The sequence below is a fragment of the Candidatus Pelagibacter sp. HIMB1593 genome, from assembly GCF_052047755.1.
Classification (GTDB): Bacteria; Pseudomonadota; Alphaproteobacteria; order Pelagibacterales; family Pelagibacteraceae; genus Pelagibacter.
The window spans coordinates 1,309,294-1,329,456 of the sequence record NZ_JBNAJK010000001.1; the positions used below are offsets into that span (position 1 = coordinate 1,309,294).

The 20,163-nt window shown below is 31.1% G+C and carries 22 protein-coding genes; 8 read left to right on the forward strand and 14 right to left on the reverse strand.

Annotated features, from left to right (window positions below; genetic code table 11):
- Nucleotides 1-19: 19 nt before the first annotated feature.
- From ACTTA0_RS06930 to ACTTA0_RS06965, 8 genes are all read left to right on the forward strand, one after another.
- On the forward strand, nt 20-973 hold the full coding sequence (locus tag ACTTA0_RS06930; protein ID WP_440633661.1) for a DMT family transporter: 954 nt from the start codon (nt 20-22) through the stop codon (nt 971-973).
- Complete coding sequence (locus ACTTA0_RS06935; RefSeq protein ID WP_440676543.1) at nt 970-1,938, forward strand: 2OG-Fe(II) oxygenase family protein; 969 nt, start codon at nt 970-972, stop codon at nt 1,936-1,938. Before ACTTA0_RS06930 ends, ACTTA0_RS06935 begins: the two co-directional genes overlap by 4 nt.
- A gap of 54 nt (nt 1,939-1,992) precedes the next feature.
- A complete protein-coding gene (gene glpD / locus ACTTA0_RS06940; protein ID WP_440676544.1) occupies nt 1,993-3,144 on the forward strand; it encodes a glycerol-3-phosphate dehydrogenase in 1,152 nt (383 codons plus the stop codon).
- A gap of 122 nt (nt 3,145-3,266) precedes the next feature.
- Nucleotides 3,267-4,433 carry an LLM class flavin-dependent oxidoreductase gene (locus tag ACTTA0_RS06945; RefSeq protein WP_262590344.1) on the forward strand — a complete coding sequence of 389 codons (1,167 nt, stop codon included), beginning with the start codon at nt 3,267-3,269 and terminating at the stop codon, nt 4,431-4,433.
- 3 nt (nt 4,434-4,436) lie between these two features.
- Entirely contained in the window at nt 4,437-5,021 is a 585-nt protein-coding gene (locus ACTTA0_RS06950) for an amino acid synthesis family protein (RefSeq protein WP_440676545.1), read from the forward strand.
- A gap of 3 nt (nt 5,022-5,024) precedes the next feature.
- Nucleotides 5,025-5,810: an alpha/beta fold hydrolase gene (locus ACTTA0_RS06955; protein ID WP_440676546.1), complete on the forward strand. Its 786-nt coding sequence runs from the start codon at nt 5,025-5,027 to the stop codon at nt 5,808-5,810.
- Nucleotides 5,803-7,284: an aldehyde dehydrogenase gene (locus ACTTA0_RS06960; RefSeq protein ID WP_440676547.1), complete on the forward strand. Its 1,482-nt coding sequence runs from the start codon at nt 5,803-5,805 to the stop codon at nt 7,282-7,284. The genes ACTTA0_RS06955 and ACTTA0_RS06960 overlap by 8 nt, the downstream gene beginning before the upstream one ends.
- Before the next feature lie 92 nt (nt 7,285-7,376).
- Nucleotides 7,377-8,567, forward strand: coding sequence for an ABC transporter substrate-binding protein (locus ACTTA0_RS06965; protein ID WP_075506235.1), 1,191 nt, complete (start codon nt 7,377-7,379; stop codon nt 8,565-8,567).
- A 31-nt stretch (nt 8,568-8,598) separates the two neighbouring features.
- On the opposite strand, the gene ACTTA0_RS06970 is transcribed toward ACTTA0_RS06965, so the two are convergent.
- The 14 genes from ACTTA0_RS06970 to ACTTA0_RS07035 form a co-directional block, all read right to left on the reverse strand.
- On the reverse strand, nt 8,599-9,774 hold the full coding sequence (locus tag ACTTA0_RS06970) for an MFS transporter (protein ID WP_440676548.1): 1,176 nt from the start codon (nt 9,772-9,774) through the stop codon (nt 8,599-8,601).
- Nucleotides 9,775-9,848: 74 nt separating this feature from the next.
- A complete protein-coding gene (locus tag ACTTA0_RS06975) occupies nt 9,849-11,180 on the reverse strand; it encodes a branched-chain amino acid ABC transporter permease (RefSeq protein ID WP_440676634.1) in 1,332 nt (443 codons plus the stop codon).
- Nucleotides 11,181-11,215: 35 nt separating this feature from the next.
- A complete protein-coding gene (locus ACTTA0_RS06980; RefSeq protein WP_075506237.1) occupies nt 11,216-12,226 on the reverse strand; it encodes a branched-chain amino acid ABC transporter permease in 1,011 nt (336 codons plus the stop codon).
- Between the two features lies 1 nt (nt 12,227).
- A complete protein-coding gene (locus ACTTA0_RS06985; RefSeq protein ID WP_262590337.1) occupies nt 12,228-12,935 on the reverse strand; it encodes an ABC transporter ATP-binding protein in 708 nt (235 codons plus the stop codon).
- Entirely contained in the window at nt 12,935-13,723 is a 789-nt protein-coding gene (locus ACTTA0_RS06990; RefSeq protein WP_440651772.1) for an ABC transporter ATP-binding protein, read from the reverse strand. Before ACTTA0_RS06990 ends, ACTTA0_RS06985 begins: the two co-directional genes overlap by 1 nt.
- Entirely contained in the window at nt 13,724-14,491 is a 768-nt protein-coding gene (locus ACTTA0_RS06995) for a pyrroline-5-carboxylate reductase (protein WP_440676549.1), read from the reverse strand.
- A 34-nt stretch (nt 14,492-14,525) separates the two neighbouring features.
- A complete protein-coding gene (gene glaH / locus ACTTA0_RS07000; protein WP_075506239.1) occupies nt 14,526-15,437 on the reverse strand; it encodes a glutarate dioxygenase GlaH in 912 nt (303 codons plus the stop codon).
- Nucleotides 15,438-15,477: 40 nt separating this feature from the next.
- The gene (locus ACTTA0_RS07005) at nt 15,478-15,801 is read right to left on the reverse strand and encodes an AzlD domain-containing protein (RefSeq protein ID WP_440634281.1); all 324 of its coding nucleotides are present in this window, start codon (nt 15,799-15,801) and stop codon (nt 15,478-15,480) included.
- Nucleotides 15,791-16,495: an AzlC family ABC transporter permease gene (locus ACTTA0_RS07010; protein ID WP_440676550.1), complete on the reverse strand. Its 705-nt coding sequence runs from the start codon at nt 16,493-16,495 to the stop codon at nt 15,791-15,793. Before ACTTA0_RS07010 ends, ACTTA0_RS07005 begins: the two co-directional genes overlap by 11 nt.
- Nucleotides 16,495-17,280, reverse strand: a complete 786-nt coding sequence (locus ACTTA0_RS07015) for an ABC transporter ATP-binding protein (RefSeq protein ID WP_262590331.1) — start codon at nt 17,278-17,280, stop codon at nt 16,495-16,497. Before ACTTA0_RS07015 ends, ACTTA0_RS07010 begins: the two co-directional genes overlap by 1 nt.
- Nucleotides 17,280-18,020 carry an ABC transporter ATP-binding protein gene (locus ACTTA0_RS07020; RefSeq protein WP_023854239.1) on the reverse strand — a complete coding sequence of 247 codons (741 nt, stop codon included), beginning with the start codon at nt 18,018-18,020 and terminating at the stop codon, nt 17,280-17,282. The genes ACTTA0_RS07015 and ACTTA0_RS07020 overlap by 1 nt, the downstream gene beginning before the upstream one ends.
- On the reverse strand, nt 18,017-19,069 hold the full coding sequence (locus ACTTA0_RS07025) for a branched-chain amino acid ABC transporter permease (protein ID WP_440676551.1): 1,053 nt from the start codon (nt 19,067-19,069) through the stop codon (nt 18,017-18,019). The genes ACTTA0_RS07020 and ACTTA0_RS07025 overlap by 4 nt, the downstream gene beginning before the upstream one ends.
- Nucleotides 19,056-19,238: a hypothetical protein gene (locus tag ACTTA0_RS07030; protein ID WP_075506245.1), complete on the reverse strand. Its 183-nt coding sequence runs from the start codon at nt 19,236-19,238 to the stop codon at nt 19,056-19,058. Before ACTTA0_RS07030 ends, ACTTA0_RS07025 begins: the two co-directional genes overlap by 14 nt.
- Nucleotides 19,235-20,128 carry a branched-chain amino acid ABC transporter permease gene (locus ACTTA0_RS07035; RefSeq protein WP_075506246.1) on the reverse strand — a complete coding sequence of 298 codons (894 nt, stop codon included), beginning with the start codon at nt 20,126-20,128 and terminating at the stop codon, nt 19,235-19,237. The genes ACTTA0_RS07030 and ACTTA0_RS07035 overlap by 4 nt, the downstream gene beginning before the upstream one ends.
- Nucleotides 20,129-20,163 lie beyond the last annotated feature (35 nt).

A 20,163-nucleotide genomic window follows, 5' to 3' on the forward strand; every position in this document is an offset into this window, starting at 1 on the left:
ATTTTGGTATAGGTGCGAAATGAGTACCGATAATAACTCTAAAGGAATTGTTCTTATTATTATTGCAATGACTTTATTTGCAATGCAGGACTCACTAATCAAATTTATATTTGAAAAAGCAGCATTATATGAAATTTTTTTTGGCAGATACTTTGTTGCTGCAATTTTACTGTTTTGCTACATCAAATTTAAAAAGCAAAAAGTTAGTTTAAAAACGCATTATCCAATATTAACTTTGGTAAGAGTAATTTTACATTTTTTAGCTTTTTCTGCATTTTTTATTTCTCTAACTTACATGCCATTAGCAACAGCTAATGCACTTTTTTTCTCCTGCCCTTTTTTTGTATCAATCTTTGCTAAATTTTTTTTAAAGGAATTTATTGGAATTAGAAGATGGTCTGCAATTGTATTTGGTTTTATTGGTGTTTTTATAGTTTTAGATCCAAATTTTTCAGATTTTGAATACAAAAGTCTACTTCCTGTCGGATGTGCATTTTTTTATGCAGCCTCTATGACAATTACAAAATATACCTCCGACAAAGATGATGTAAATACTCAACTATTTTATTTCTATTTAATTGCGCTCATATTATGTGGAGCTATTTATCTGTTTATGGGCAATGGTCAGTTTAACAATTCTAATTTTGATCCAACAACACAATTTATTTTTAGAGAATGGTTTTCTAACTTTGATTACACATGGAAATTTATATTATTTTTTGGTGTAGCAGCATCAATTGCTTTTCTTTGTATATTTTCTGCATACATAGTTGCATCTCCATCAGTTGTTTCTTTATTTGAATACTCTCTAATTATAATGTCGATGATACCAGGGTATTTCCTATTTAACGAGATTCCATCTGGAAGAACATTTCTAGGTGTTGCGTGTATAATAGCAGCTGGAATATACATATATTTAAGAGAGAAAGTGAGAGAGCAATACATTGCTACAGAAACACCTGTTAGAAGATGACCAAAAATTATATACCCAGAATTAACATATCATCACTTATCAAAAATAATTTTGAGACCCGGAGTGCGTTAAAAACAATTAAAGAAATTGAGAAAGCTTGTGTATATATAGGTTTTTTTCAAGTGACTGGACATGGTCTTAATTTGAAAGAAATTAATAAAATATGTAAAATAGGAAACAAGTTCTTCAATTTGTCAGACAGCAAAAAAAAGAAACTATCACCAAAAAAATGGAATAAAAAAAATAAAAATCTCTATAGAGGATATTTTCCAAGTGACGTAAATGGTAAAGAAGGATTGGATATAGGAGATTTAAAAGTTACCAAGAAATATTCAACAAAAACCAAAAACCAATACATTGAATATTTAGATCTAAATACATGTTTTAACAAAAATTCTATTGAGGCCTTAAATAAATATTTCGAAAATATTTATAATTTAAGTGAAACTTTGTTTAAAAGTGTCATTAAATTAAACAAACTTAATCCAGATCTTTCAAGAAAAGCATTTTCAAGATTAAAAACACTAAGCACTTTAAGGTTTAATTATTATCCAAATCAAACAAAGCCAGTAGAAATTTCAAAACAAGATGGGGTTGCACTTGGATGTGAAACGCATGTAGATAGTGGAATATTTACAGTTCTATACCAAGATAAAAAAGGTGGTCTTCAAGTACAGAATAGAAAAACGAAAAAATGGTATGATGTGCCATTTAATAAAAAAGCTTTGGTAGTAAATACAGGAAGAGCTTTAGAGTTTTTAAGTAAAGGTAAATTTAAAGCTACAAATCACAGAGTACTATGGAATAAAAGCAAGAGACTTTCCGTTCCATTCTTCTTTGAGCCCTCTTATGACTTTAAAATGAATAAATCTTTCCTTAATTCAAAAAAATATTCTAACACAGGTCAGATCTACGAAAAATTTCTAAATCAATCTTTAAAAAAATTCATCGAATACCAGCGTTAAAATAATTTAAGTCGTTGAAAATTTATTATTACATTTTATAAACATTTAAGTTTGATGTCTAAAGTATTTGATTTATTCATAATAGGTGGCGGTATAAATGGAGCTGGTATAGCAAGAGATGCTTCTGGAAGAGGTTTGTCGGTATGTTTAGTTGACAAAGGAGAAATAGGAGGTGCAACTTCTTCTTGGTCAACAAAATTAATTCATGGTGGTCTTCGTTATTTAGAAAATTATGAATTTAAATTAGTAAGAGAGTCTCTTAAAGAAAGAGAAATTGTTTATAAAATTGCAAAACATATTTCAAAGCCAATTCCATTTATTATCCCTCATACTGATAAAATTAGACCAGCATGGTTAATTAAATTTGGTTTGCTTTTGTATGATAATTTAGGTGGGAAAACTAGTATTCCAAAATCAAAAACATTAGATCTTAATGAAAAATTTCCAAATATTCTTAAGGAGAAATACAAAACTGGTTTTCAATATTATGATATTCAAATTGATGATAAAAAATTAACAAAACTAAATGCTCAAGATGCAAAAAAAAATAAAGCCAAAATACTAGAATACAATAAAGTTAAAAAAGCTGAAATTATTAATAATGAATGGGTCATTAGTCTTCAAAATAGAAAAAAAATAAAATCAAAAGTTTTAATCAATGCATCAGGACCATGGATAAATGAAACTTTGCATAAAAATATAAAAATAAAATCTAAAAATAAAATCAGATTAGTTAAAGGTAGTCACATAATTACAAAGAAATTATATAAAGAAGATGTTGCATTTACATTTCAAAATACAGATAAAAGAATAATTTTTGTAATTCCCTACAAAAAGAAATTTTCATTAATTGGAACAACTGAAGTAGAGGTTAAATCCCCAGAAAATACTGTAATATCAAAACAAGAAACTCAATATTTAATTCGATCAGTAAATAATTATTTAAAAAAACAAATAAGCAAAAAAGATATAGTTGATACTTATTCAGGAATAAGACCTCTAATAGAGGATTTTAAAGAGGCCTCAAAAGTTACAAGGGATTATGTTTTTGATTTAAACATTGTAAAAAAATTACCTCTTTTAAACATTTATGGAGGAAAACTTACTACATACAGAAAGCTGTCTGAAAAAGTCCTATTAGATCTTAAAAAGTTTTTACCTAAAACAAAAAAAGGTCCATGGACAGATAAAAAGAAGCTTTTTTAGATTTCCACTGCTATTAAAAAGTGATATCGTTATTTATAAAGCGATACATAACTCGTCGTTTAAATCAAAGATTTACGAAAGTGGGATCGGTCGTCTTTAAATTAATTTTTAAAGGAGGCTTTATGAACTTTGGATATTTTTGTAATACTACCAACTGGGACAAGAAACCTTATACTCAGCTTTTAGACGAAGCTAGAGAAATCACAGAATATTGCGACCAAAATAATTGGAATTCTATTTGGTACACAGAACATCATTTTAATCATGAGGGGATGGAGTCCTGTACTAATCCTTTAATGATGTGTACAGATGCTGCGGCCAGAACTAAAAATATTCGTTTAGGGCAAGCATGTAACGTAATCACATTTCATAATCCAATAAGACTTGCTGAAGATATAGCTACACTCGACCAAATGTCTAAAGGTAGAGTTGAGGTCGGTATTGGTAGAGGTGTTTACGGTAGAGAAGCAATCAACATGAATAAAGAAGCTGACCTAAAAGATCAGGCAAAAAATTTTAGACTTTTTTCAGAAACATTAGAAATAATGAAAAAAGCATGGTCTGAAGACTTTTTCTCTCATCAAGGAGAATTTTATACTTATCCATCTCCTAATTTTATTTGGCAACACGACATGAGTCCTCCCAAAGAAAATGTTGTGGATTTAAAAACAAACGAACTAAAACAAATATCTGTATTACCAAAACCTTATCAGAAACCATTTCCACCAATATCACAAGTAGTTGATGGAGAAAGATCAATTCAGTGGGCAGCAGAAAATGGACTTAATACAATTATGTGGATCCCAACTGTAAAAGCTTTGAAAAAAAGATTTGAAATTTTTAAAGAAGCAAAATCTAAAGCTGAAAACAGAGATGTTCCTTTAGGTGAAGGTATAAGTTTGGTTAGAGACATGTTTGTTGCAGAAACTATGGAAGAAGCAGAAAAAATGGCTGGAGAACATATTGTAAATTATATGAGATGGGTCTGCCATTGGAGGGGGTTAGGAAACCATATGGACCCAGATGAAAAATTGCCTGAGACTAAAAATAAATTAGATTTATTAAATTATGAATTTCTTCATAAAAGAAATCTTTTATTTGGAACACCTGAGTTTGTAATAGAAAAAATAAACGAACTTCAGCAAGAATTAAATCTTCAAAATTTACAAGTTTGGTCTAACTTTCCTGGTATCAAACATGAAGACTGTATGAGAAGCATCAAATTATTTACAGAAGAGGTAATTCCAAATATAAAACCTATTAATTCTAATATACAAAAGGCGAGTTAACACATGGAGCTAAAACTTAGAAAATTTGCAAAGTTTGTAGATAAAACTTTTATTGAAGGTGGAAAAAAAGCAAATAAACCTGTTTTGTTAGTTTCTGTTGCAGCTGTTATAAAAAATCCTTGGGCTGGAAAAGGTTTTGTAGAAGATTTAAAACCAGAAATATTAGATCTTGCACCTCAATTAGGAGACCTATTAGTACCAGAATTAACTAAAGAAATTGGATCAGGTGAAAAAATTTTAGCCTACGGTAAGGCGGCGATGGTAGGATTAAATGGTGAAATAGAACACGCCTCTGCATTTATTCATACTCTTAGATTTGGAAATAAATTTAGAGACGCTGTCGGTGGAACTTCTTATTTAAGCTTTACAAATACTAGAGGTCCTGCAGGAGCAAAAATTTCAATTCCAATGATGCATAAAACTGATGCTGGATTAAGACCTTTTTATTTAACCCATGAATTTACTATTCATGATGCGCCTAATGAAGATGAAATAGTTATTGCTATAGGTGGAGCTCCAACGGGAAGAGCTCATGCAAGAACTGGTGATCGATATCAAGATATGAAAGAGATGGGCATTGATAATTAATTGATGTCTTATAATTTTGATACTAATCAAAATCATTATTATTTTAATAATAAAAATTCTTTACCTTTGATCTTTATTCATGGTGTTGGTTTAAATCAACAAATGTGGAAACCACAAATTGAATTTTTCAAGGACAATTCATTTATAACTTACGATCTGTTAGGACATGGGAAAACACCCTTTAAAGAGCCAAATTTATCGATGCAAAATTTTACCAACCAATTGTCAAATCTAGTAAATAACTTAAAAATAGAGAAATTTAATTTAATCGGATTTTCTATTGGATCGCTAATAGCAATAGAATTTGCATCAAAATTTGAAAATTATTTAAATTCCTTAACATTGATTTCCACTACATACAAAAGGACAGATTTGGAAAGACAAAATGTTGTTGATAGGGTCAATTTAGCAAAAAAAAATATGCCTATTTCTCAAATGGCAATGAAGAGATGGTTTTCAGATAAGTACCTTGAACAAAATCCTGAATTATATGATGAGTTTATGAAAATTCTTAACAAAAAGGGAAAAGACCAAGAAAATTTTATAAAAGCTTATGAGTTATTTGCGAATTACAAAGATAATCTTGAAAATGTAAAAAATATTAAAACTAATACATTAATAATTACAGGCTCAGATGATCCAGGATCTACACCTGATATGTCTAAAAATTTAAATAAAGATATTCAAAACTCAACATATATTGAAATTAAAAATGGAAAGCATTTGTGTACTATTGAATATGCAGACGAAGTAAATAATGCAATAATGAAACATATAAATAATGTCTAAATTAAAAAAATATCAAATGTTTATAGATGGTGAGTGGGTAGACTCTGATACAAAAAAAACTTTTAAAACTTTAAATCCAGAAGATAATAAGCCATGGGCTGTAGTTCCAGAAGCTAGTGCAAACGATGTAGACAGAGCTGTAAAAGCTGCACAAAAAGCTTTTGAAGGTGAATGGCCAAAAATGCTTGCAAGAGATAGAGCAAAATTTTTAAGAGATATTGGAAACAAGCTTAGAGAGAATTCTGAATTGCTAGGTAAGATTGAAACAATTGATACAGGAAAATTGTACAGAGAAACTTATCAACAAGCAAAATACATTGCTGAATATTATGATTATTACGCAGGATTAGCTGACAAAGTTGAGGGAACAGTTCTTCCAATAGATAAACCAAATATTCAAGCAATCACAACTAGAATTCCAATAGGAGTTATTGCAGCTATCATTCCTTGGAATTCTCAAATGTTTTTAACTGCAACAAAAGTTGCTCCTGCTTTGGCTATGGGTAATACAGTAGTAATCAAATGTTCTGAATTAGCTCCAGCAACAATGTTTGAATTTGCAAAACTTGTTGAGGAAACTGGAATACCTAAAGGTGTAATTAATGTAGTTTCTGGTTTTGGAGATCCATGTGGTAAAGCATTGACTACTCATAACTTAGTTGAGAAAGTTGCTTTTACTGGAGGACCTGAAACAGCAAGACATATAATTAGAAATTCTGCTGAGAATTTATCTGAAGTAAGTTTAGAGTTAGGAGGAAAAAGTCCTGTAGCAGTATTTGATGATGCTAAACAAGAAAATGCTATAAATGGAATTACTGCTGGAATATTTGGAGCTAGCGGTCAAAGTTGTATCGCAGGTTCAAGATTATATTTACAAAAAGGAATTTATAAGGAATTTTTAGATAAGTTAGCAGCTAGAGCAGAAAAAATTAAAATTGGTGCTCCAATGGATCCCGATACTGAGATGGGTCCATTAAGTAACTTTAAACAATTAGAGGTAATAGAAAAAAATATTAAATTAACTGTTGAACAAGGTGGTAAAATTAAATGTGGAGGTAAAAGACATTCTTTTTCAAATGAAGGTTATTATTTTCCTCCAACAATTATTGAATGTGAAAATCATAACTTACCAGTAGCTGAAAATGAATTATTTGGTCCAGTATTATCCGTTATGAAATTTGATACTGAGGAGGAAGTGATAAAATTAATGAATGATAATCAATATGGTCTTTCTTCAGGTGTGTACACCAGTGATCTTGCAAGAGGCATGAGAGTATCCAATGCTATCAGAGCAGGAATTACTTTTGTAAACACTTACAGATTAATTTCACCGTCAGCTCCATTTGGAGGTATCAAGGATAGTGGATACGGTAAAGAGGCAGGAATTGAATCAATTAAAGATTACACAAGAGTAAAAACAACTTGGTTCTACACATCAGATGAACCATCTTTAGACCCATTCTCTATTAGATAATAGTTTAAAATAAGCCAATTTTGTCATTGAATATTCAGATTATTCATACTTAAATTAGATTTTATAAATTGTTAACAATAAAGAGGAAGATAATGAGAAAACTATTTATCGCTGCATTTATGTTTGTATCAAGCTTTGGTTCAAACGTTATGGCAGACGGACATTCAATCAAAATGGGAATCATTTTAGGATTTACAGGTCCTATTGAATCTCTTACTCCAGCTATGGCTGCATCTGCAGAGCTTGCATTTAAAGAAGCTTCAGATTCAGGTTCATTACTTGGTGGAAAAAAAATTGAAGCAATGAGAGCAGACTCAACTTGTGTTGACTCAGCAGCAGCAACAGCAGCAGCTGAAGGTTTAATTTCAGGTGGTGTAGCTGCAATTATGGGAGCTGACTGTTCAGGTGTAACAGGTGCTATTGCAACAAATGTTGCTGTACCAAACGGTGTAGTAATGATTTCACCTTCAGCAACTTCTCCAGGATTAACTACTCTAGATGATAATGGATATTTCTTTAGAACTGCTCCATCAGATGCTAGAGGTGGTCAAATCTTAGCTGACATTACTAAAGACAGAAAAGTAAAAAGTGTTGCAATTACTTATACTAACAATGACTATGGAAAAGGTTTAGCTGATGTTTATAAAGCAGCAGTTGAAGCTCATGGTATTAAAGTTACAACTGTAACTGCTCATGAAGATGGTAAAGCAGATTACTCATCAGAAGTAGCAACTCTTGCTTCTGCTGGTGGTGATGCTGTAGCAGTTATTGGTTATCTTGACCAAGGAGGAAAAGGAATTATTCAGGCTTCTTTAGACTCTGGTGCGTTTGATACTTTTGTTTTATCAGATGGTATGATTGGTCAATCATTAGTTGATGCATTTGGTAAAGACTTAAGCAAATCATTTGGATCTCTACCAGGTTCTACTGGTAAAGGTGCTGGTGTATTTGCAGAAGTTGCAAAAGCTGGTGGTATAGATTCATCTGGTCCTTACACTGGAGAGTCTTACGATGCAGCTGCTTTAATCGTTCTTGCAATGCAAGCAGGTAATTCTGCTGACAGAGCATCTATTGCAAAAAATGTAATGGATGTTGCTAACGCTCCTGGTACTAAAATCTACCCAGGTGAATTAAAGAAAGGTTTAGACTTACTAGCAAAAGGTAAAAAGATAAATTATGAAGGTGCTACTGGAGTATCTTTTACTGAAGTTGGTGAAGCTGAAGGTTCTTTCTTAGAGCAAGAAGTTAAAGGCGGAAAATTCAAAACTAAAAAACAAAGATAATTTAAATCTTATTTTAAAAAGCCCTGGTAAATTAGTTTGCTGGGGCTTTTTTTATATCTGCTCTCAAAATTACAAATAAAATAATTATCAAAAAAGGAATACACATAAAATTTACTATTTTCCAACTCAACAATGAAATTAAAATTCCTGCTGATAAACTTCCAATTGCTGTAGCAGAAAAAACTATTAGATCATTAAATCCTTGGGCTTTAAATTTTTCTTGCTCATTGTAGGTGGTAACTAATAAGCTGGTTCCTGAGATATATAGAAAATTCCATCCTATACCTAAAAATATCAATGAGGCAAAATAATTTATAAAAGTTGGTTCAAATAAGCTTAATGATATTGTCAAAGCATAAAAAAAAACTCCCATGTACATTATTTTTGAAAAACCAAATCTCTTTATTAGGTTACCCGTGAACAATGATGGAAGAAACATTCCAAGTACGTGAAATTGGATAACCAGTCCAACTTTGTCTACACTTAATTTATGGACATAATGCATACTAATTGGAGTAGCTGTCATTAAAAATGCCATAACCACATAACCAAAAGTAGCAGCTACCATTGCTTGTAAAAATTTTGGATCAGAAACAAATTCTTTGTAAGTCCTAACATTGGAATATGTTGAATTATTTTTGTCAATAATTTTTGAATTTTTATAAAAACTTAAAAAAATTGCAGGCATAATAGTAAGACATGCTAAAGCAATATACGATCCAACATAAACATGATCACTAATCAAATCTTTTGTTTTATTTGCTAGAGTAATTCCTATAAATGCAGAGACAATTCCAGCTAACAAAAGCATAGAAACTGCTTTGGGTGCTTTATCTTTTTCAACTGTTTCAGCTGCTGCAAATCTATATTGATGTATGAAAGCCATTCCAGTACCAAGCAAAAAACAAGAAAATGAAAATATTATAAAGCTATTAATGAAAATTGAGTAAGCAGCAAGTAAACAAGCTAAAGAACTACCTATAGATGCCAAAACAAAACCTAAACGTCTGCCAATAATTGACATAACTTTTGCAGCAAAAATAGTAGAGATTGCTATACCAACTACATATATTGAAGGAGGAAAAGTGGCTAGTGATTTAATAGTTGAAAGCTGACTTCCGATTATTCCACTTAAAAAAACTGTTACATTGGCTGCTGTGAAACCAAAAACCTGACTTGAAATAAGTAGCGAAAGATTTCTGTTCATTAAAACATATACTTGTCAGCCATATACATAGCCCAAGCAATTGCAGCACCTAAAATAATATATTTCATGTTTAATTATTTTATTTCTATTTTTTCTGGAAGTATACCTTTAGGTCGGTACCTCATTATGAATAACAAACCTAAACCCATCAATAAAAATCTAAAATAAGGAACACTTTCAATAAGATGAGCTTTGATAGCGTTTGTTTCAGGAATACCTGCTGTAAAGAAGTTAATTAAAAACATTGAAATTGGTGCTGCTTCGATCCATAAAAACCATACAACAAAGCCACCTAAAATTGCACCAAAATTGTTTCCACTTCCTCCAACAATTACCATTACCCAAATTAAGAATGTATATCTCATTGGTCTATAACTTCCTGGTGTAAATAATCCATCCTGAGTTACTAGCATTGCTCCTGCAATTCCAACAATTGCTGAACCTAAAATAAATATTAGCAAATGTTGTTTCACAACATTTTTACCCATAGCATTTGCGGCTTCTTCATTATCTCTTATTGCTCTCATCATTCTTCCCCATGGAGAATAAAGAGCTTTCTGCGTAAGAATTAAAAGTATTATAACGACAACTAAAAATAAACCTGAGTAACAAAGTTTAACAAATATTGAAGAGCCTTCTATTACGAATTGATTTAACGCTGCTTGTCTTTCGGATAAATCAGTAATTAGATCTAACTTACTAGATTTAAACTTTTCTACTAAATTTATAAACCAATCAGTGGTCTGCAGATTGACCTCATATGGAGCTGGCCTCTTTAAGCCAATAACATTTTTAACACCTCTAGTTAACCAGTCTTCATGCTTAATTATTGCTATTACAATTTCTGAAATCAATAATGTTGCAATTGCTAAATAATCAGCTCTTAAACCTAAGGCAACTTTTCCTACTATAAAAGCTAAACCTCCAGCAAATAATGCACCTACGATCCAGGAGAAAATTATAGGTAAACCAAACCCGCCAAGAAAACCAGTTGTTGCAGGATTTACAGCTTCAATTTTTTCAATACCTGGTTCCGCTGTGACTCTGATAATTATGATAGCTGCAATAATTAGAGCTGCAATACTGTAAGTTCTTAATTTTGATTTTTCAAAATTTTTCAAAATAAATCTTATAACTAAAACCATTACAATGATGAGCCATAAGCACATTAAAATATCAAATCCACCAGCTCTCCATGCTTCTTGAACTGGATCAACTGAAATTATTACTGCAGCAAGACCCCCTAAAGCAGTGTATCCCATTATTCCAAAATTAATTAAACCCGCATAACCCCATTGTATATTTGCACCCATGGTCATAACTGCTGAAATTAAGCAAAGATTAAATATAGATAATGCAATATTCCATGATTGAAAAATTCCAACTAATAGGATTAGGACCATCATGATACTGTATGCTGCAATAACGTTTAAATTTTTTCTCACAATACTTTCCCTTTGAATATCCCTGATGGTCTATAAAGTAACACAATCACCAAGATTGAAAATGAAACTGCAAATTTGTAATCTGTCGAAAGTAACTGAACTAAGCCCTCTGGCTCCATACTTTCAGGTAATATATACATAAAAAATTTCTTATATGCATAAGTTAATAAAATTTCTGAAAAAGCAATCACATAGCCACCCAAAAATGCACCAAAAGGATTTCCAATTCCTCCAACAATTGCTGCAGCAAAAATAGGAAGCATATTATTAAAATAAGTGAAAGGTTTAAAACTTTTATCTAAACCGTAAAGAGCTCCTCCAATAGTAGCTAAAATTCCTGCAATTACCCAAGTTACCAATACTATTTTTTTAGGATCTATACCTGAAAGCAAAGCAAGATCTTCGTTATCCGAGTAAGCTTTCATACTTTTTCCTGTTTTAGTTTTATTTAAAAACCAAAATAATAAAGAGACTAAAACTATTGTAACAAAAATAGTAATGACTTGAGTAGATTTAAGGGCAAGTCCTTCGTTTAAACCTGTCATTTCTTTAAATTCTCTAGCCTTGATAATGAATTTTTCTCCATCAAAAAACCTTCTATCTCCTGGACCTATTATAATTCTAACAACTGCTTGGGTCACAAACATCACACCGATACTAACCATAGCAAACTGAACTGGGGGACTTTTTTGAGTTCTGTAATACTTAAAAACAAATTTATCGATTGTAAGCATGTATAGGATCATAAAAAAAATACCAAATGGAAGTGCAATTAATGCTGTAGGCAGAACTCCAAGAGAAATACCTAAAGATTGAAAATACCAAGTGAATAATATTGTCATCATGGTTCCAAATGACATCATGTCTCCAGTTGCAAAATTAGCAAATCTCAGAATTCCATAAATTAAAGTAACAAAAATTGCACCTAAAGCTAATTGAGAACCGTAAGTAAGTCCTGGAATAAAAATATAATTTAGTAAAAGAATTATTGCATTAATAAGATCCATACTATCCTCCTAAGAAAGAGCTTCTTACTCTTGGATCGTTCAATAATTCTTTGCCTGTTCCTGAATAACGATTTTCTCCAGTAACCAATACATAGCCTCTATCAGAAATATTTAATGCTTGTTTAGCATTTTGCTCTACCATTAAAATAGCAACATTAGTTCTTTTTACTTTAACGATATGATCAAACAATTCATCCATAACAATTGGTGATACCCCTGCAGTTGGTTCATCTAACATTAGTACTGTCGGTTTAATCATTAACGCTCTTCCAAGTGCAACTTGTTGTCTTTGACCACCAGATAATTCACCTACCATTTGGTTTCTTTTTTCTCTAAGGATTGGAAATAGTTCGTAAATTTCCTCAATAATATTTTTTATCTCAGAGTTTACTAAAAAGGCGCCCATTTCTAAATTTTCCTCAACCGTCATTCCCGCAAAAACATTTTTTGTTTGAGGAACAAATGAAATTCCTTGTTTAACTCGATCCTGTGGAGAAAGTTTTGAAATATCCTTACCATCAATTTTAACTGATCCAGATTTTAAATTTAATAAACCTAACATTGCTTTCATAGCTGTAGATTTTCCAGCACCATTAGGTCCTAGAATAGAAACAATTTCTCCTTTGTTTACTTCAACAGAACAAGAATTAATTATATCTGGTCCATTTCCATAACCACCAGTCATCTCTATTCCCTCAAAATATGCCATTAAACTTCATCCTTTAATTTTGATCCTCTGCCAAGATAACTTTCTATTACCTTTTCATCTTTTTTAGCTTCATCAACCGTACCCTCAAATAAAACCGAACCTTCAGCCATAACAATCACAGGATCACATAATCTCCCTATAAAATCCATATCATGCTCAATCATACAAAAAGTATAACCTTTTTCTTTATTTAGCTTTTCGATTGCAGTGCCGAGATCTTTTAATAAAGTTCTATTTACTCCTGCCCCTACTTCATCCAGTAATACTAATTTTGCATCAACCATCATAGTTCTTCCAAGTTCTAACAATTTTTTTTGACCTCCAGAAAGATTTCCTGCAAGCTCATTTGACAAATGCCCTAGATTTAAGAATTCAACTACTTCTTTTGCTTTTTCTTTAACTTCTGCTTCCTCTTTTGCAACTAACCCTGGCTTGAATAAAGCTGTCATTAGCTTTTCACCTGATTGATTTCCTGGAACCATCATCAAGTTTTCTAGAACAGACAAATTTGAAAACTCATGAGCTATTTGAAAAGTTCTAAGTAATCCTTTTGAAAATAATTCATAAGATGGAACATCTGTGATATTTTCTTCATCAAATGTTACACTCCCACCTGAAGATTTTAAATTTCCTGCAATTAAATTAAATAAAGTTGTTTTGCCAGATCCGTTTGGTCCAATTATACCTGTGATAGTTCCTCTTTTAACTTTTATAGAACAATCAGAAACTGCAGCAAGTCCTCCAAAATACTTTGATAAATTATTTATCTCTAAAATATTATCAGACATTTATTTATCTAATCTTTTGTAAATGCTATTTAAAGTTTTCTCTAATGATTTATAAAAACCAGATTTTGACAATTCATTTACACCCTGCTCATTTAATCCCTTAGGTGTTTGCGACTCTTTAACTAACTCTCTTAAGTTTTCTTTAGAATGTATAACTGCATCTTCTGACAAAGCTAAAAACAAAGAAGTTATATATTTTTGAGCATTATTTCTTTTTACTCCTTTTTTAACTAACCAATCAGACATTACTCTTTGCATTTCATAAAAAGGTGCCATCATTCCAGAAGTAGACCAAAAGTTTATTGAAGATTTTTCATTTTTGATTTCTACAGTAGTTCCTAAATGATTAAAAAAAGCTTTCACTTTTGAATTTGGAGGACAAATTGGAACTGGTCCTTTCTTTAATGATATTGGTGGCAAAGGAATTGCTCTTACTATTTTTGCTTTTACTTTAATGGCTTTTTTTAATTGTGATAGAGTTATCGTAGATATAAAGCTAACAATTGTTTGACTAGACTTAAATTTTAAATCTTTAATTATCTTCTCTCCCACCGTAGGTGTAATAGATAAAAATACCCAAGTAGATTGATCAACAATTTGTTGATTATCTTTAGCAATAACTATTTTTTTGAACTTTTTTTTTAAACTTTTGGCAATCTGCTTATTCCTTGGAGAAATTATTATTTTTTTATATTTAAGGTTAGATTTACATATTCCAGTTATTACTGAAGATGCAATTTTACCCGTACCAATAAAACCTAAAATCATAATATTTTGGTTACTTTATATTGATTATATTGAATTAATTAACAAAAAAAGATCCTCTAATTCTCAACAATTCTCTGCTTAATTCTTTATTTTCTTTGAAAGGTTTTCTTCCATGAAGCCAAAAATAATTATTTGCAATTATAGAGCAACCAACTGGCAACTTTGTAATTACTTTATTTTCACTTCCTTCCAGAGCATCAGATAATCTTTGTAAAAAATTACCTTGTTCCATGTTTTTTGGTTCAGGAAATTGGTCTATATATGAAATATGTGGTCTTCCTTTATCATCTGAAGAAAAAACTGGATGCTCGACTTTATAATCTACATTTTTACTCTTAGGTGAACTCCAAAGAAAATCTTGTTTACCAACAGGATCATTTGATAATTCTTTGCAATGTTCCCAATCATCTAAATGCAACATCGCAGTCTCTCCACCCTCTACATTTTCTTCTTCTAACTTTGTCATAATTAACCAATCAGTAATTTCTTTAACATAAGTTCCATCTGTATGAAGATCCATATTACGGTAAGCTTTTCTTAAATAAGAGTCACTCGCGTCTTCGTGTTTAACATGAAAACGAGCATAGTATTTTCCTGCCATTGAATCATGGTTAGGATTTCCAATTAAATAGGCAATAGCTGTTGATAATTTTACTAAAAATTTATCATTAATTTTTGGTGAAATATTTTTTGGTCCAATTATAAAACAACCAGTTGAACGATCTCTAATTATCGAGTTCATTAGTTTACTAAGTTTATTTTCTGTTAAATCATCTAAACTTTTTGCTATTGTAAACCTTGTAAAAGGCTTTAGTTCTAAAGCTGTTAAGTCAAATTTATTAAATGGAAAAACTAATTTCTTAATAATCTCATCAGTAATTTTAATATTCAAAATTCTTTTTGATTTATCATGTTCTTGAATTTCTAAACCAGGTATTTTTTCCATAAGAAACCTTAAGTTAAGTTTTTTAATAAATCAATTTTATTTAGAAATAATTAACTAATATTGCCATACTTATGGCAGAGAAAATTGTGGGATAAACATAATTTTTTTTAGAAATAAAAAAAACAGTTAAGGATAGTACAACAACAACAAATCTTACTAAGTAGCTTGAGTCATCCATTACACCAACTGGAAAAATTATTGTTCTTGCAATTAGGGCTGCTAAAGTTGCATAAGCTAAACAGTTAAACCATTTAAATATCTTAGAAGTTTCTTTTATGCCTTCTGAGCTTATTGCTCCAAGAAATCTTGATAAAAAAGTTGCAAGGGATGTCACCAAAATTGCTAAAACGATACTAGTTGACATTTTTTTCTCCTATTAAGTAAGCAATAGTGCCACCAACTACTCCACCTAATAAAATAGACCATTCAGGTGAAAAAAAATAAAAAACAGGTCCCAAAATAATTCCAAGTAAAACTGATAAAGTTACTTGTCTTGTTTTTGACACTCCTACCATCATGCATAAAAAATATACAGGATTTAAAATAGCTAAACCCATCATCATTTCTTTGTTTAAATATTCTGAAAAATAAAAACCTATTAAAGTCCCAATTACAGCAACACTCCAAGTAGCGCTTCCAATCCCTATCCAATAATCAATTCTATATTTTTCTGGAATAGTCTTATAATTACTCTTCATAATCAACCAAGCTGATACAGCTATGAAATGGCATGAAAAATAATATTTCCACTTTGGTTGATCTTCATGCATCATTAATGGAAACAAAGAAACAGCCATTGGATATAAACGAGCATTAACAAACCAAACTGCTAAAAAAATATTTAACAAAGAAGCGCCAACCAATAAAGACTCTGCCATAACTAGAGATCCTGGCAATGCATAAGTCAGCATGGTAGAAAAAATGCTTTCTTGAATATTGAAGCCAAGATTTTTTAAAAGAGCTCCTATAGCAATAAAACAACAACCTAAAGCTATTGCCGGACTATCGTGAGCTAGTATTGATTTATAGCCTTTAAAAAAGAAATCTTTATTTATCATTAGCCGCCAAGGAATAGTCTACCAACATCAGGGTTTTGCAATAACTCATCCCCTTTGCCAGCAATTGCAGTTTGTCCAGATACTAATACATATCCAATGTCTGCAAATTCTAGTCCTTTTTTGGCATTTTGTTCAACTAATATAATAGTTTTCTTTTCATTTTGTTGAAGATCTCTCAAAATTTCAAAAACCATATCAATATATCTAGGTTCTAAACCAATTGAAGGTTCATCAACTAATAGAACGGATGGTTTCATGACTAAAGCTCTAGAGATTTCTAACAATCTTCTTTCACCACCTGATAAAACTTTAGCAGGCTGATTTCTTCTATTTCTTAATCTCTCGTATTTTTCTAAAATTCTTTCAGCTTCTTCAAAAGACTCTTCAGTTTTATCTTTAATATATCCACCCATTAATAAGTTTTCTTCAACTGTCATATCTGGGAATACAGAATTGTCTTGTAAGATATATGCAATTCCAACTGATTTTAATTTTTCAGCTGGCGTAAGATTTGTAATTTCTTTTCCTTCTATTTCAATTTGACCAGAGAAGATGTTTGTAAATCCATAAATTGAGTGAAGAATTGTAGATTTACCAGCTCCGTTTGGTCCAATCAAACACAATGATTGTGCTTTGTTCACGAATAAATCAAAATTATGTAAAATTTCCATTTTACCATACCCAGCATTTAAATTTTTAATTGTAAGATGTATTTCATTTGGAGATAGTTTTTTTAAATCTTCTGGTGTTGGAGCTTTTCCTAAAACTTCATATTGATTTGACATTATTGGGCTCCTAGATATGCATCGATAACACGCTTATCGTTTTTAATTTCATCTGGTGAACCATTTGCTAACATTTTACCGTGAGCTAAACAAAATATATTCTCCGCTAATTGCATAATCACTCTCATATTGTGTTCAATAACCAAAAGAGTGATACCAAAATCTTGATTTACTTTTATCAATCTATCAATAATTCCATTGATTAAAGTTGGATTTATTCCTGCTGTTGGTTCATCTAGTAAAAGCATTTCCGGTTCATTCATTAATGCCATAGCAAGTTCTAAAAGTTTTTGTTGTCCAAAAGATAAATCACCTGCTCTAAGTTTTCTCTTTTGATATAAACCAACAAAATTTAGTAAATTTTCTGCTTTTTCTGTAAGCTCTTGAGGTATTTTTGAAAACAGTTTTAATATGTTTTCATCGCTACCCTTATGGCTAATTAGCATATTGTCAATGCAGTTCAGTTTTCCATATATTCTTGTTTGTTGAAATGTTCTTAATAAACCTAGCTTTGCTATTACGGGAACAGGAAGTTCAGAAACTTCTTTTCCATTAAATTTAATTGAACCCTGGTCTATTGGATAAGTGCCTACAATTGAATTAAATAAAGTTGTTTTTCCTGATCCATTTGGGCCAATTAATCCTACTATTTTACCTTTTTCAACTGACATGGAGATATCTACATTAGCTTTTACTCCTCCAAAAGATTTACTAACATTATTAACTTCTAAAATACTCATTTTATCTCTACCTGAGCCTTTCGATCAGCTTCATCAACTACCTCTCCAAATCTGTGAGGATATTTTTCTCTTAACCATCCCATTAATCCCTCAGGGAAATAAATTACGATCACCACAATTAATACTCCCAAGGCTACATACTGCCAGCCTAGGAAGAATGTCCAAAATCCTTCTTTAAAAATATGGAATATTGTTGCACCGATAACTGGTCCCCAAAGAGTTCCTTTACCACCTAATATTGCCATTAAAACCATGAACACTCCCATTTCTCTTCCATCAAAAGCAACATCTGTTGAGTCGATATATCCAACTAGTCCACCCATTATTCCTCCTGCCAGACCACAGAAAAATGCAGAAATCATCCAACCAATAATTTTATATTTCATTGTTGCAATTCCCATAGCTTCAGCCTTGTCTTCATTGTCTCTGATTGCATTAAGGATTAACTTAAATCTAGTAGAGTAAATCGCTTTCACAGTTATAAATGTCAAAACTAAAACTATAAAACTTAAAAAGTAAAAGAATTCTCCTCTAGCTTCTAAGCCTCCTACATTAGGAAAAGGTGGGGTAGTAAAACCTTGTCCTGCTCCAATAATTTCAATTCCTCCAGAAATTTCACCAGCAGCTACTCCTAATCCTAGAGTACAAATAGCAAAGTAGTGACCTCTCAATCCTAAAATTGCATAACCAATTAAACCAGCTACAACAGTTGGAACTACTGCAGCAACAACAAGTCCCATCGCCATACCTTGGAAAAATTGTGTAGGAGTATGTACAAATGTTTTTTCACCACCACTTTCTGTCCATTCTGCTAATGGAAAAAACATTCCAACCTGAACTGAAGCACACAAATACATACCAAGTCCATAGAACAAAATATTTCCAAATGTATTGTAGCCCATCTCTCCTCCTTGAATATTCCAAGTAGTTGCAAGAACAATTAGAATGCAAAGAATTGATAATTGTACTTTAAATGCTGGAAATATAAATGGTGCTGCTAAACCAAATATTAAAATTCCTATATAAAGTATTAAATTATTTTTGTTCATATAGACTATTAATTTTTTCTCTGAAATTTTGATCTACTGTAAAATAATGACCATCTTCATCATGTACACTTGAGCCTGATGAATGATATTCATCTAAGTGTTTTTTAAATTTATCTATGTCAACTTCAACCGTTTGACCTTGATTATCATTGATTTTAACTTTCCTCATTTTAAGTACTCTCTCTTTCTTGAAAGTTTAAATCTTCGATAAACTAAAATTAATACTAGTAATAAAAACACTGATCCAATTCTAAATTCTGTTCCTAAAATATAATCTGCAAATTCCTCAAAAACTCCTAATCCCATACCTGACATTGCAACTCCTGGTAAATTTCCTAAACCAGCAACAATTACAATCATAAAAGATCTAATGGTATAAGGTAATCCCATATATGGGTGAATAGTGAACGTTATAGAGATTAAAGCTCCAGCTACACCACATAAAGCAGCATTAATTCCAAAAGTTGCTGCATATACTTTTTCAGTATCTACACCTAAAATTTTTGCAGCACGTGCATTTTGAGCAGTTGCTCTAATTGCTCGTCCAAGCTTAGATTTTTTCATATAAATCACTAAGCAAACTGCAAATAAAATACTTATAAATGCTGAAAATATTTTTGAATTAGGAAGAACAACATTATTATCAAACAACATAGTTGTACCATAATGTGAATTTGCAAGTACAACATCTGCACCAAATGCAAAGTTCATTAATTGCATGAATAAAATACTTATTCCAAATGTAGCTAAAATTGAGATAAATAAATCTCTATCGACTACTTTATTTATAACCAGTTTATAGATCGCAATACCTACAAAATACATTATAATTGGAGCAACAATTACTCCCCATGCTGGATGAATACCGTAAAGATACATAAAGTACGCAATGTATCCTCCTAAAATAACAAGATCTCCTTGAGCAATATTAATTATATTCATAACACCCCATTGAAGTGCCATTCCATAAGCAATTAATGCGAACAATACTCCTAAAAGAATACCATCCAAGCAAGCTTGAACAGTTATCATTGGGTATTGAAATACAAGAAAATCCATAAAATTTTATTTGGTTTATATAAAAAAAAGCCCCC